The 13,871-nt window shown below is 64.9% G+C and carries 12 protein-coding genes; 9 read left to right on the top strand and 3 right to left on the bottom strand.

Annotated features, from left to right (window positions below; translation table 11 throughout):
• Window positions 1-291: 291 nt before the first annotated feature.
• From L0U81_RS26840 to L0U81_RS26825, 4 genes are all read left to right on the top strand, one after another.
• Complete coding sequence (locus L0U81_RS26840; protein WP_233807708.1) at window positions 292-495, top strand: hypothetical protein; 204 nt, start codon at window positions 292-294, stop codon at window positions 493-495.
• 302 nt (window positions 496-797) lie between these two features.
• A complete protein-coding gene (locus L0U81_RS26835) occupies window positions 798-1,097 on the top strand; it encodes an H-NS histone family protein (protein WP_233807707.1) in 300 nt (99 codons plus the stop codon).
• A 722-nt stretch (window positions 1,098-1,819) separates the two neighbouring features.
• On the top strand, window positions 1,820-3,421 hold the full coding sequence (locus L0U81_RS26830) for a peptide chain release factor 3 (protein ID WP_233807706.1): 1,602 nt from the start codon (window positions 1,820-1,822) through the stop codon (window positions 3,419-3,421).
• A gap of 170 nt (window positions 3,422-3,591) precedes the next feature.
• Window positions 3,592-6,012 carry a bifunctional acetate--CoA ligase family protein/GNAT family N-acetyltransferase gene (locus tag L0U81_RS26825; protein ID WP_233807705.1) on the top strand — a complete coding sequence of 807 codons (2,421 nt, stop codon included), beginning with the start codon at window positions 3,592-3,594 and terminating at the stop codon, window positions 6,010-6,012.
• A 42-nt stretch (window positions 6,013-6,054) separates the two neighbouring features.
• On the opposite strand, the gene L0U81_RS26820 is transcribed toward L0U81_RS26825, so the two are convergent.
• On the bottom strand, window positions 6,055-6,600 hold the full coding sequence (locus L0U81_RS26820; RefSeq protein WP_233807704.1) for a hypothetical protein: 546 nt from the start codon (window positions 6,598-6,600) through the stop codon (window positions 6,055-6,057).
• A gap of 100 nt (window positions 6,601-6,700) precedes the next feature.
• Window positions 6,701-7,486 (bottom strand): IclR family transcriptional regulator, encoded by a 786-nt coding sequence (locus L0U81_RS26815; RefSeq protein WP_233807703.1) that lies wholly within the window; start codon window positions 7,484-7,486, stop codon window positions 6,701-6,703.
• Between the two features lie 258 nt (window positions 7,487-7,744).
• On the opposite strand from L0U81_RS26815, the gene L0U81_RS26810 reads away from it, so the two are divergent.
• From L0U81_RS26810 to L0U81_RS26795, 4 genes are read left to right on the top strand one after another with little or no spacing between them, the layout of a single operon-like run.
• The gene (locus L0U81_RS26810; RefSeq protein ID WP_233807698.1) at window positions 7,745-8,785 is read left to right on the top strand and encodes an aldo/keto reductase; all 1,041 of its coding nucleotides are present in this window, start codon (window positions 7,745-7,747) and stop codon (window positions 8,783-8,785) included.
• A 7-nt stretch (window positions 8,786-8,792) separates the two neighbouring features.
• Window positions 8,793-9,623 carry an amidohydrolase family protein gene (locus tag L0U81_RS26805; protein ID WP_233807690.1) on the top strand — a complete coding sequence of 277 codons (831 nt, stop codon included), beginning with the start codon at window positions 8,793-8,795 and terminating at the stop codon, window positions 9,621-9,623.
• Window positions 9,624-9,656: 33 nt separating this feature from the next.
• A complete protein-coding gene (locus L0U81_RS26800) occupies window positions 9,657-10,400 on the top strand; it encodes an SDR family oxidoreductase (protein WP_233807688.1) in 744 nt (247 codons plus the stop codon).
• A 52-nt stretch (window positions 10,401-10,452) separates the two neighbouring features.
• A complete protein-coding gene (locus L0U81_RS26795) occupies window positions 10,453-11,301 on the top strand; it encodes an ureidoglycolate lyase (protein WP_233807687.1) in 849 nt (282 codons plus the stop codon).
• Between the two features lie 193 nt (window positions 11,302-11,494).
• On the opposite strand, the gene L0U81_RS26790 is transcribed toward L0U81_RS26795, so the two are convergent.
• Complete coding sequence (locus L0U81_RS26790) at window positions 11,495-11,929, bottom strand: PaaI family thioesterase (RefSeq protein ID WP_233807686.1); 435 nt, start codon at window positions 11,927-11,929, stop codon at window positions 11,495-11,497.
• Between the two features lie 273 nt (window positions 11,930-12,202).
• Between L0U81_RS26790 and L0U81_RS26785 the strand changes: the two genes are divergently transcribed.
• Window positions 12,203-13,825, top strand: coding sequence for a methyl-accepting chemotaxis protein (locus L0U81_RS26785; RefSeq protein WP_233807685.1), 1,623 nt, complete (start codon window positions 12,203-12,205; stop codon window positions 13,823-13,825).
• The last annotated feature ends 46 nt before the right edge of the window (window positions 13,826-13,871 follow it).

Genomic DNA, 13,871 nt, shown 5'->3' with positions numbered 1-13,871 from the left:
CAAACCGATTATTCTTTGCGCGCAGACGGCGAATTATCTTTACCCTTTGGGGTATCGAGCGAAGTCGGTGCGGCAGCTAACGGAACGCGAAGTCCGACAGAAGTATTCTTTTCGAACCGTTGGCGATTTAACCTCGGCGAGCAGAATTTTCCGGTTTCTTCCGAGGCGGGAAACGTTCAGGAAGGTTTTTCTACTGCTGGCGGGCATTACGTCCGGCGGCACAGGCGTTCGCGGCTCCATGCTTTCGATTTACTTGCTTCAACATTAGTCCAATATAATCCGGGGTAAGCAATGAATCATCAGCAACTCGAAAAAGACATTGAGCATCTGGAGCAGATAATTTCCCATATTTCGGCAGAAGACCGTATTCCGCTGTCTTACTGGCGTAACCGGCTCGAGCACGTTTCCGGCGCGGTTCTCGTACCCGCCCAGGCAACGCGCGTTAAACGCCTCGACGCCGCGCTTTGCGAATTGGAAAAACGGAAAAAAGCCTGAAAGTAGTCACTCTGTCCGCCGATCAGAAACAGCAATAAATGGCGCATGCATGTTTTCTTCCACCGGCTCAGGACGAACATGCAGATTGCAGGACTTGCCGCGACCCTGCTCGCGACGTTGACCACGGTGATGGCCGTCGACTTGGAACGCCGCGTCTACGATGTGCTCGCCGATTGAGCGCATCCGCCCCGCATGCAACTGGCCGCGCGATTCACTATCCTGAGAATTATTCGTCTGATAGTGTCGGCCAACGACTACTCACAGTTCATCGCGGTTCGTCCAACCGATGGGGGTACACCGGCATGGCGTCTTACAAACAGTTGACTGCGCAACTCGAAAAACTCCACAAGGAAGTCGCAGCGGCACGGGAGAAAGAAGTCGCGCAAGCTATCGCCGAAATCAAGCAGAAGATCGCCGAATACGATCTGACCGCCGAAGAGCTCGGATTGATGAGCGCTTCGCCAAAGTCGCGCCGCAAGTCGTCATCGACGTCGGTCGCCAAGTACCGCAATCCGAAGACCGGCGAAACCTGGAGCGGCCGTGGGCGTTCGCCGGGTTGGCTCGTTGGGAAGAATCGCGAGCGGTTTCTGATCGAAAGTTGAGCCTCGTTGTGCGTGCGTGATTATGCGTCCGGCTTCTCTGAAGTGATGCGCCGTTTGATTCGCTCCGCACCGTTGCACATGTCCCGAAAACGCTCACCTTTGCGTGACGCGTGAGCCTGTTGGGCGTGATTCACCCAGGCACTCGAACCTCGCGGGATGCTTCGGTGAGCCAGGCTTTGTCGCGCGACGCACCGCCACGCGAAGGAATTGCCATCGCGGCGCGCGGCGTTGCATCACTTGCTCCAAACCCACGCCAGCCTTTGCTGGCGGGCGTTTCCAGGCGTCGAGCCGGATCGTGTCGATAGCGGTGCGAAGGTTTACCGCAGTTTTCCCGAGCATCTCGGTTGCAGTGCGCATCCCTTTGCAGGTGCGCGCATGCGCTTCGCGATCCTCACCTTTGGCCGCGAATCGGGATTCACCGCCGCAAGTCCCGAAAACACTCACCTTTGGCCGCGAGCATGTGCCGCGCCCCCCTTTCCCCCGGCCGCCTCGCCAGACGTGTATCATTCGCACCTTGCGCCGTTTTGCGCCAGCGATTCTCGCCTAGTCGAACGCTGGGTCGTGACTTGTTCGCCACCCGTTTTCGCACGCGCCGCGAGCGCCGGCCGATCCGGGCCCGCGCCCGACTTCCGCAGCTCGACGCCGCCGCGCCACGCGCGGCATACCGGCCGCCCAGGGCTGCCGGGAACCGCCCGAACCCCTTTCCGTGACCGCCAGACCCGATGTCAGTCTCCGAACTCAAACGCCGCCGCACGTTCGCGGTCATTTCCCACCCGGATGCGGGTAAAACCACGCTCACCGAAAAGCTGCTGCTGTTCTCGGGCGCGATCCAGATCGCCGGTACCGTGAAGGGCCGCAAGAGCAACCGCTACGCGACGTCCGACTGGATGGAGATCGAAAAGCAGCGCGGCATTTCGGTCGCGAGCTCGGTGATGCAGTTCGAGTACGGCGATTGCGTGATCAACCTGCTCGACACGCCGGGCCACGAGGACTTCTCCGAAGACACCTACCGCGTGCTGACCGCGGTCGACGCCGCGGTGATGGTGATCGACGGCGCGAACGGCGTCGAAGCGCAGACGCTGAAGCTGCTCGAAGTCTGCCGTAGCCGCAAGACGCCGATCGTCACGTTCATCAACAAGCTCGACCGCGAAGTGCGCGAGCCGCTCGAACTGCTCGACGAAATCGAGCAGCACCTCGGCGTGTCGGCCGTGCCGTTCACGTGGCCGATCGGCATGGGTAAGGATTTTCAGGGCGTCTACGATGTCCAGCGCGATCAGGTGCGCGTGTTCCGCGCCGGCCAGGATACGGCCGGCGGTGCGGTCGAAACGCTGCAGGCACTGGGTAATGAGGAAGGCGAGGGCCGTTTCGGCCACGCGTGGGTGCGTGCGAAGGAAGAGATCGACCTGATCAGCGGCGCGACGCCCGAGTTCGACCGCGAGCAGTTCCTCGCCGGCCAGCAGTCGCCGGTGCTGTTCGGCTCGGCGATCAATAACTTCGGAGTGAAGGAAATTCTCGACGCGTTGGTCGACCTCGCGCCGCCGCCGTCGATGCGCATGACCGTGCAGCGTCCGGTGCAGCCGGAAGAATCGAAATTCACCGGCGTCGTGTTCAAGGTGCAGGCGAACATGGACTTGGCGCACCGTGACCGTGTCGCGTTCATCCGCGTATGCTCGGGACGTTTCGAGCGCGGCATGGCGGTGAAGGTGACGCGTTCGAACAAGACGTTCCGCGCGAACAACGTGGTGACGTTCCTGTCGCAGCGTCGCGAGACGGTGAGCGAGGCGTATCCGGGCGACATCATCGGGATTCCGAATCACGGCACGCTGAGTCTCGGCGATACGCTGACCGAAGGCGAGCAGCTGCAGTTCGTCGGCCTGCCGTTCTTCGCGCCGGAAATTTTCCAGACCGTCGAAGTGGTCGATCCGATGCGTGCGAAGCAGCTCGGCGAAGCGCTGAAGCAGCTCGGCGAAGAAGGCGCGATTCAGGTGTTCCGTCCCGAAGCGGGTGGTCTGATGATTCTCGGCGCGGTCGGGCAGCTCCAGTTCGAAGTGGTGTCGCACCGTCTGTCGACCGAATACAAGGTCGACGTTCGCATGGCGCCGGCGCGCTACCGGCTGTCGCGCTGGGTGACCTGCGACGATGCGTCCGAACTGCGCCGCTTTACCGATTCGTATTCGGCGCGGATCGCGTTCGATGCAGCCGATGCGCCGACCTACCTGGCCTCGCACGTCTCTGAGATCGAAGTCGCGCAGAAGGCGTGGCCGAAGATCGTGTTCAACGAGTTGCGCGAGCACTCGGGGGCGCCGTTCAGGAAGGCGATGTAAAGTCGCAAGTCCGCTGATTTTGTGGGTAAGAAGCCGTGTCGTTCGACGCGGCTTTTTTTTTCTTCCGTCGCAACAGCCCCGCACCGGCGCGTGACTTCGCCTATGCTGACGAAACCACCCGCCCCGCCGCGAAGCGGGCTCCAATTCCTGGCCAACCGCATGGAGCGCCCGTGACCGTTCGCAACCTTGACGCCTTATTTCGCCCGAAATCCGTCGCCGTGATCGGCGCGTCCGAGCGGCCGGGCAGCACCGGCGCGATGGTCTGGGCGCGCGTGCGCGAGGGCGGCTTCCAGGGTCCGCTGTGGCCGGTCAATCCGAAGCACGCGACGCTTGGCGGCGACGCGGCGATCCACGACGTCAGCGATTTGCCGCAGGCGCCCACCGTCGCGGTGATCTGCACGCCGCCCGCGACGTGGCCCGCGCTGATCCACAAGCTCGGCGGCATGGGCACGCGCGCCGTGATCATCGTCGGCGAAGTGCGCAGCGACGAAGACCGGCTCGCGCTGCGCCATGCGCTGTCGGCGGCGCGCCCGCATCTGCTGCGCATCGTCGGACCAGGCAGCCTCGGCGTGGTGTCGCCGGCGCTCGGCGCGCATCTGGGCGCGCCGTCGTGCACGGTCAAGGCGGGCGGCGTGGCGTGGGTGTCGCAGTCCAATGCGCTGACCAATGCGGTGCTTGGCTGGGCGCAGGCGCGTGGGCTCGGCTTTTCGCACGCGGTGGCGCTCGGCGCAGAGGCCGACGTGGACGCCGGCGACGTGCTCGATTACCTCGCGAGCGACCCCGGCACCCGCGCGATCCTGCTAGAACTCGACAGCGTGCGGGCCGCGCGCAAGTTCATGTCGGCCGCACGCGCGGCGGCGCGCAACAAGCCGGTGCTCGCGCTGCGCTCCGGCCGCGACGATCCCGCCGATGGCCTCTATACGGCGGCGTTCCGGCGCGCGGGCCTCGTGCGCGTCGACGCGCTCGACGATCTGCTCGACGAAATCGAAACGCTCGGCGTGGGCCGCGTCGCGGCGGGCGGCACCGCGACGCTGATCACGAGCGACCGCGGTCTCGCGACGCTCGCGCGCGACGCGTTCGCCGCCGCAGGCGGCCTGCTCGCGCCGTGGCCGGCAGAGGCGTCGGACGTGCTTCACGAGGCGCTACCGCACGCGGTCGGCGGCAATCCGCTGCTGCTCGGCGACGATGCGCGTCCCGAGCATTTCGGCGCCGCGCTGAAACTGCTTGCCGAGCATCGCGCGACGGGCACCGCGTTCGTGGTGCACGCGTCGACGCATGGCGCGCCGGTCGACGACGTTGCGCAGGCGCTGATCGCGCATCAGCAATTCGCGTATCGCGGGCTGCTTGCGTGCTTCTTCGGCGGCGTCGATGCGGCGACGCGGGATGCGCTGCACGCGCAGGGCATCCCGGTGCACACGACGCCGCAGCGGCTCGCGCGCGCGTTCGCGCGTCTGGTCGAGTACCGGCTGGGCCGCGAGCTGCTGATGCAAATGCCGGAGGGTTTGGCCGCGCAGATTCCCGAGGCGATCGATGCCGCTCAGGCGCAGGCTCGCGAGGCGTTGGCGGCCGGCGAAAGCAAGCTGGCCGGGGCGGCGGCGGCAGAGTTTCTGGCGCGCTTCGGGTTGCGGGTGGAAGGTGTCGAAGGGGCAGGGGGCGAGGCGCAGGACGCGGCCAAACCCATCGTCGACGTCGCCGTCGAATTGCACGACGACGATAACTTCGGCCCCGTGTTCCGCTTCGTCGCACCGGCGGTCGAGGGCGTGTCCAGTGCGTTGAACGTCTACGGCCTGCCGCCGCTCAATCCGACGCTCGCGCGCGACATCGTCACGCGTTCGCATTACGCGAGGCTGGCCGCGCCGGAACCGGCGCTCGCGGCGCTGACGGCGCTGTCGCAAGTGGTTTGCGATGTACGCGAGATCGTTGGCCTCTCGTTGAAGCTCAGGGTCTACCGGGATCGCGTGACGGTGGTCGATCCCGTGTTGCGCGTCGGTGCGCAGCGCAGCCGTCTCGCGATCGTGCCGTATCCACGCCGCTTCGAGGAAACCGTCGACTGGCAAGGCCTGCGCGTGACCGTGCGGCCGATTCGCCCGGAAGACGAAAACGCGCATCGCGCTTTCGTGCAGGCGATGACGCCGGAAGATTTGCGCCTGCGTTTTTTCGGCGCGGTCGGCACGTTCGAGCACTCGCAACTCGCGCGCATGACCCAGATCGACTACGACCGGGAAATGGCGCTGATCGCGACGGTCGACAACGCAGACGGCGTCGCGCAGACGCTCGGCGTGGTGCGCGCGGTGGCCGATCCCGACAACGAGACGGCCGAATTCGCGGTGGCCGTGCGCTCGGACCAGAAGGGGCGGCGCCTCGGCCAGTTGCTGATGCAGCGGATCATCGCGTACGCACGGGCGCGCGGCACGCACTGGCTGGTCGGCGAAGCGCTGCGCGAGAACACCGCGATGATCGCGCTCGCAAAAGCCAGCGGCTTCACGATCACGCGGACCGATGACCCCGGTGTGGTGGGCTTGCGGATGGCGCTCGACGAAACAGCGGGCGCGGACCCGGATTCCTCCGCCCGGAACCCGCCCGCGCATTGAGCGGCTTACCTCGCGACCCGCTCAACGCACGATTTCACCAATTCATACCGCCAGCTTCTGCACCGCCTCATCCACCTGCGCGCGCGTGACCGACAGCTCATCGAGCCACGCTTGCGCATACACGGCGCCGGTTTCGCGCTCGAGGCGCGCGATCGTGGCCGCGCAGCGATTTGCGTCCTTCAGCGTCGAGATGAACGATTTCACCGACTCGCCAGCCTTGAACGCGTCGAACAGCGGTACGCGGATTTCGTCGGGCAGCGGCCGCGTGGTCCATTGATATGGCTTGCCGTTGAACGTCAGCGACGGCGGCAGCACGCGCTCCTTGCGCGCGGCCGGAATCAGACCGTAGGTGCGCGCCGCTTCGCCGATCTGCTCGGGCGAAAACAGCTCGTCGGGTGTGATGTCGAATTGCTGGATGAAGGTCTCGATGCTTTGCATCGCGGCGGCGCGGTCGTCACGGCGCTTCTGCGCGTGAGCGACGATGTCGCGCAGTTCGTCGGCTTCTTCGGGGGTGATCGTGAAGCTCGACTGCTTCTGCTGGAGTTCGGAAAAACGCTGGAATTCGGAATCGGTCAGAAGTTTGGCCATTGCTCAATCGATGCGCCCATGAGCCTGTCATGCGGCGTAATTTTGGAAGGGCCGCCATTCTAAACCATGCGCGCGAGCGCGCCGCCGGGTGGCCCGCCGATTACGCGGCCTGCTCGCGGAACATCGACAGCGCCTGCACCGTGTCGCGCAGCAGCGTGGTGGCCGCGTCGAGCGTCGGCGCGACGTATTCGTCGATCCGGCGCAGATACGGGCAGGTGAGCACCGCGATCGCCTGGCCCGACGGCGCGAGTATCGGGAACGTCACATCGGTGACGCCGAAGCTCTGCTGGCTGTCCTTCTGCCAGAAGCCCACCGCGCGGATGCGCTCGCAGGCCTCCTCCAGCGCGTCGCGATCGATCGTCACTTCGCCCTTCACCTTCGTGTGCTCGGCGAGCATCTGCTGACGCTGCTCGATGCTCTGGAACGCGAGCATCACACGCCCGGAACCAGTGTCGATCAGGCCGACCCGCGAGCCGAGCCGCACCGACATGCCCCACGTGCCCGGACCGTCGACCTGCGCGATCACGAGCAGGTTGCCGCGGTCGTAGACGACGAGGTGGCACGACTGCTCGGCCGCGTCGGCGAAGCGCTGCATCAGCGGCAGCGCTTCGGCGATCAGCCGGTTCATCGGCGGATGACGGTGCGCGAGCGCGAACAGCTTCAGGCTCAGCGAGTAGCGGTCGCCGCCCGCCGAGCGCACCACGTATTGCCGCGCGACGAGTCGTTCGAGCATCCGGTACATCTCGCTGGCGTTGCGGCCCAACCGCCGCGTGATTTCGGCGCGCGTGAGCCCTTCCTTCTGCTCGGACAGCAGTTCGAGAATGTCGAGGCCTTTGTCGAGAGCCGGGGCGCGGTAGCGGTCGTCGTCTTTGTCTTCGGCGTCCATCGTGAGCGTCGGGGAATTTCGTCCGGAGTTCTTATTATCTGGTGAGCGCGGGCGAGTGCGTAGCATTTCGCGAACTGAATGGCCTATGTCCAGGGAAAACACCGGCATCCGTGCCGCGCAGTTTTCTTGACTTGGAAAAATTCGAATATGAATAATACGTTTATTGGTGAATTAGTGCACGCCTGAATGGCGCGCGCCATATTGACGGCGCATTTCGCCCGTCGCATGGTAAGAACACCAGAAACAGGAGACACGCTCATGTCGGCATCGATCGGATCGAAGGTCGGGCAGCGGCGCCGGATCGGCCGCAGCTCGCTGCAGGTGAGCGGATTGGGTCTCGGCACGGCGCCACTCGGCGGCCTGTACCGTGACCTGTCCGACGAGGAGGCCCATGCAACCGTCGCCGCCGCATGGGACGCGGGCGTGCGCTGCTTCGACACCGCGCCGCTCTACGGCAACACGAAGGCCGAGCATCGGCTCGGCGCCGCGCTGCGCCACTATCCGCGCGGCGAGTACGTGCTGTCGACCAAGGTCGGACGCCGTTTCGTGCCGCGCACGTCGCCATTCGACAACCGCGAGGGCTGGCAGAGTCCGCTGCCCTTCGAAGCGATCTACGACTACACGCACGACGGCATTCTGCGTTCGTACGAGGATAGCCAGCAGCGCCTCGGCATGGTCGATATCGACATCCTGCTCATACACGACATCGGCCGCCTGACGCACGGCGACCAGCATCCGCACTACTGGCGGCAACTGACCGAAGGCGGCGGCTTTCGCGCGCTGGAGCGGCTGCGCTCGACCGGCGCGATCAAGGCGGTCGGCCTCGGCGTCAACGAAGGCGCGGTGATCCTGGACGCGATGGCCGAGTTCGATATCGATTGCGCCTTGCTCGCGGGCCGTTATACGCTGCTCGAGCAGACCACCCTCGACGACCTGCTGCCCGCCTGCGAAGCGCGCGGCGTCAGCATCCTGTTGGGCGGCGCGTTCAATTCGGGCATTCTGGCGCGCGGCGTCGAAGGCGATCTGAAGTTCAACTACGGCGCCGCGCCGCCCGAGGTGATCGAGCGCGTCGCGCGTCTGGAGGCGGTGTGCCGAGCGCACGGTGTGCCGCTCGCCGCCGCCGCGTTGCAGTTTCCGTATGCGCATCCGGCGGTCGCCAGCGTGCTGACCGGCGCGCGCAGTGCCGACGAATTGCGCGAGAACGTCGCGTCGTTCGAGCAGCCAATCCCCGCGGCGCTGTGGTCCGCGCTGCGCGACGCCGACCTGCTCGACCCCCGCGCGCCCGCGCCCGAGGACTGAACCGACCATGCCGATCGACGCTCACCAGCACTACTGGGACCCCGCGCGGGGCGACTACGAGTGGATGACGCCGGAGCTGAAAATCCTCTACCGGCCGTTCGGCCCTGACGATCTGAAGCCGTTGCGCGAACAGGCCGGCATCGAGCGGACCGTCGTCGTGCAGGCCGCACAGACGCTCGACGAAACCCGCTACCTGCTCGACATCGCGCGGCACGAGCCGTCGGTCGCCGGCGTGGTCGGCTGGGTGCCGCTGCTGCTGCCGAACGCGCCCGATCTGATCGGGGCGTTCGCGCGCGAGCCGAAGTTCAAGGGCGTGCGGCCGATGCTGCAAGATCTCCCCGACGACGGCTGGATCGCGAATCCCGGCCTGGCGCCGGCGATCGAAGCGCTGATCGCGCACGATCTCGCGTTCGATGCGCTGATCTACTCACGCCATGTGCAATACGTCGAAATCTTCGCGGAGCGTTTTCCGGCGCTGCGCATCGTCGTCGATCATGGCGCGAAGCCGCCGATCCGCTACGGCCAGTCGGGCTATGAGGTGTGGCGCGATGCGATCACGCGGCTCGCCGCGTTCCCGCACGTGCATTGCAAGCTGTCGGGCCTCGCGACTGAGGCGTCGCCCGGCTGGACCGAGATGACGCTGCGGCCCTACGTCGAGCATCTGCTGAACACCTTCGGACCCGCGCGGCTCATGTGGGGCAGCGACTGGCCGGTGCTCGAACTGAACGGCGACTATCTGCTCTGGCATTCGGTGGCGACCACACTGCTCGCGTCGTTGAGCGACGCCGAGCGCGACGCCGTGTTCGGCGACAACGCCGCCGCGTTTTACCGGCTTTGATTTCGTTAGCAGCCCATTCAACTGGAGTCGTAGATGACACAAAGACTGGCCGGCAAAACGGCCCTGATCACCGCGGCGGGACAAGGCATCGGTCTCGCGACCGCCGAACTGTTCGCGCGCGAAGGCGCGCGCGTGATCGCCACCGATATCCGCATCGACGGACTCGGCGGCAAGCCGCTCGAGCCGCGCAAGCTCGATGTGCTCGACGGCGCGGCGATCAAGGCGCTCGCCGCTGAAGTCGGCACGATCGACGTGCTGTTCAACTGCGCGGGCTTCGTGCATGCGGGCAATATCCTCGATTGCAGTGAGGAGGACTGGGATTTGGCTTTCGACCTCAACGCGAAAGCGATGTACCGTATGATTCGTGCGTTTTTGCCGGCCATGCTGGAGAAGGGCGGCGGCTCGATCATCAACATGTCGTCGGCGGCGTCGAGCGTGAAGGGAGTGCCGAACCGCTTCGCGTATGGCGCGTCGAAGGCCGCGGTGGTCGGGTTGACCAAGTCTGTCGCTGCCGACTTCGTCACGCGTGGTGTACGCTGTAACGCGATTTGCCCGGGCACGGTGTCCTCGCCGTCACTCGAACAGCGGATCGCCGCGCAGGCTCAGGCGCAAGGCGCGTCGCTCGACGCGGTGCAGGCCGCGTTCGTCGCGCGTCAGCCGATGGGACGCATCGGCAAGCCGGAGGAGATTGCCGCACTCGCGCTGTATCTCGCGTCCGACGAGTCGTCGTTCACGACGGGCCAGATCCATGTGATCGACGGCGGATGGTCGAACTGATTCTGATTGATTGACGAACCGAACACTACTGAACGTAAAGGGAAGTGCAACGATGAAATTGCTTCGTTATGGGCCGAAAGGCCAGGAAAAGCCGGGCCTGCTCGACGCGCAAGGCAAGATTCGCGATCTGTCGAAGGTGGTGGGCGATATCGACGGCGCGACGCTCGGCGACGAAAGCCTCGCGAAACTGCGCGCGCTCGATCCGGCGAAGCTGCCGGTCGTCGAAGGCAATCCACGCGTGGGACCGTGCGTCGGCAAGATCGGCAAGTTCATCTGCATCGGCCTGAACTACGCGGATCATGCGGCGGAATCGAATATGCCAGTGCCGGCCGAGCCGGTCATCTTCAACAAGTGGACGAGCGCGATTTGCGGCCCGAACGACGACATCGAAATTCCGCGCGGCTCGAAGAAGACCGACTGGGAAGTCGAACTCGGCGTCGTGATCGGCAAAGCGGCGAAGTATGTCGACGAAGCGAACGCGCTCGAGCACGTGGCCGGCTATTGCGTCATCAACGACGTGTCGGAGCGCGAATGGCAGCTCGAACGTGGCGGCACGTGGGACAAGGGCAAGGGCTTCGACACGTTCGGCCCGATCGGACCGTGGGTCGTCACGCGCGATGAAGTTGCCGATCCGCAGAACCTGAGCCTGTGGCTCGAAGTGGACGGCCATCGCTACCAGAACGGCAGCACCAAGACGATGATCTTCAGCGTCGCGAAGCTGGTCTCGTATGTGTCGCAGTGCATGAGCCTGCAGCCGGGCGATGTGATCTCGACCGGTACGCCGCCGGGCGTCGGCATGGGCTTGAAGCCGAACCCGGTGTTCCTGAAGCCGGGGCAGACGGTGCGTTTGGGTATCGAAGGGCTGGGCGAGCAGACGCAGAAGACTTACGCGGCGGAGTGAGGCGCGGGCGGTCCGCTAGTTAAGCCGTAGTTTTGGAAAAGCCGTTTCCGTTTCAGGCGGGAACGGCTTTTTTTCGTCTGTCGCTGCCGGGTAGTTTGATGGGGCAGGTCGTTACCCGCGTTTTCAAATCGATTCGCGTGCCTGCATTGGTTTGGTCACTTGTTTGGCCAACCCGCAACGTTAGTGCAAATTCCTACCCCCCCGCCTCCTGCTCCCCGTTCTCTGCAATCCGGTTCACGGTCCCCTGCGCAACGGCGACCAGCTTCTCGCGATTCCCTTCCACCACGAACACACTGCACTGGCAGGTCGCCTGATGTCTGCCCGCATAGACGACGCTCGCACGCGCGATCAGCGTGCCTTTCACTGCCGGGCGCAGATAGTTGATCTTGAATTCACCGGTCACGACCCTCGGACCCAGCGACACAGCACCCGCGAACGTCAAGGCATTGTCGGCGAGATAGCTGATGACGCCGCCATGCACGAAGCCATGCTGCTGCCGCAGTTCATCGCGAATCGGCAGACACAGGGTGAGCTCGTCGCTGCCGGCGTGCATCAACTCCGCGCCTAGCAGCATGCTGAACGGCTGGGCATGCAGTGCGCCGCGCGCCCGGTCGAGTAGGTCGGTCATCGTGGTTCCTTCGTACGGGGTCCGTGTGGTGCATCAGTGCATCCGCGCAGCACGCGCCGTGCGGTCCCTACCCACTCTAGGAAGCGACGCTTCGCTGCGCAAGGTGATTCCACGCGATGAGCGGCGAATTGTTGCGCAAAACAACCGCAATCGCGACGATCGCCGATGAAACCCGCACGTAGACCGCTTTTTGCGGGAATTGGCCTCAAGCGGTCAGTCGACCTGCCGTTAACCCTGGTGTGTCCCGTCATTCTTTGTTTTCAGGTGTCTACGATGTTCAGCAAGATCAAGGTTGCATCCGGCCTGCTAGGTGTTCTGGCCGCGGTCTGCGTCTTCCAGCTTGTCACAGTAGGGTTGGGCTTCTGGTCGCTGACGCGCACGCACGACGACGTCGGCGATCTGTCGAACATTGCGCTGAAGCAGGTCGACTCGGTCAACCAGACGACGCAGCGCCTGATGGACGCGCGCATCAACCTGTCGCGCGCCGGTACACGCATGGTGCGCGGCGGCACCGAGCCCACGGAGATCGTGCAGCACGCGCGCGAACAGCTCGGCGCCGCCGATCAGTCGTTCGCCGCTTTCATGAGCGCGGAGAAGACCAGCGACCAAAACAGCGCGCGCGCCGCCGCGCTCGCGGAGCGCTACAAGACGCTGCACGCTGCGCTCTCCGAGCTCGCGCAGTATCTCGACTCGAACAATATCCAGGCCTTCCTCGATCAACCGACGCAGTCGTTGCAGGACGCCTATCTGACGGAAGTGCACAACTTCGAACAGTTCGGCGACGCCGCAAGCCGCGCGTCGCTCGACTCGATCGACGCGCGCGTGGCCGCGTTTCGTATCGTCAGCGTCGTGATTCTGCTCGTGCTCGTCGCTGGCACGCTCACCGTGCATACAGCGCTGCGCCGCGGTGTCGTCGCGCCGCTCGAGGAAGCGGGCCGCCACTTCGAGCGCATCGCGCAAGGCCGACTCGATCAGCCGATCGCCGCGCGCGGCAGCAACGAAATCGGCCGCCTTTTCTCGGGCCTCGCGACGATGCAGGCGAGCGTCGCGCGCACCGTCAGGAGCGTGCGCGAATCGGCCGACTCGATCCATCTTGGCGCCAACGAAATCGCAACCGGCAACGCCGATCTGTCGGCGCGCACCGAAAACCAGGCCGCATCGCTCGAGGAAACGGCGTCGAGCATGGAGCAGCTCACGGCGACCGTGCGTCAGAACGCCGACCACGCGCGCGCAGCCAGCGCGCTCGCCGAGACGGCGCTCGACGCGACCTCCCGCGGCAGCGAAGTCGTCAACCAGGTGGTCGATAAGATGCACGGCATCGCGCAAAGCTCGGACAAGATCGCCGAGATTATCTCGGTGATCGACGGCATCGCGTTCCAGACTAACATCCTCGCGCTGAATGCGGCCGTCGAGGCGGCGCGCGCGGGCGAGCAGGGCCGCGGCTTCGCGGTCGTGGCCGGCGAAGTGCGCGGGCTCGCGCAACGCAGCGCGCAGTCGGCGAAGGAAATCAAGACGCTGATCAGCGAATCGGTCGCGGAAATTCAGGGCGGCTCGACGCTCGTCGAGCGTGCCGGCGAAGCGATGAGCCATGTGTCGGCGTCGATCGCGCGCGTCACGCAGATGATGGCCGAAATCAGCGCTTCGTCCCTCGAGCAGAGCACCGGCATCGAGCAGGTGAACCAGGCGGTCGTGCAGATGGATGAGATGACGCAGCAGAATGCGGCCCTCGTCGAGCAGGCCGCGGCCGCGGCCGCTTCGTTGCACCAGCAGACCGAGCAATTGAAGCAGGCGGTTTCCGTGTTCGAAATTTCGGAAAGTGTGTTGCGCACGCAACAGCCCGGCGCCCTGTCCGCCGCAAATGCGGAATTGGTATTAACCGGAATGCATGCGCTTTAAAGCGGCGACGCTTAAAAACGAGGCAGAAAATAGAAAATGGCCCGCG

It is taken from the genome of Paraburkholderia sp. HP33-1, assembly GCF_021390595.1.
Taxonomy (GTDB): Bacteria; Pseudomonadota; Gammaproteobacteria; order Burkholderiales; family Burkholderiaceae; genus Paraburkholderia.
Note: the sequence above shows the minus strand (reverse complement) of the source record. Positions and strands in the feature narration are given on the sequence as shown.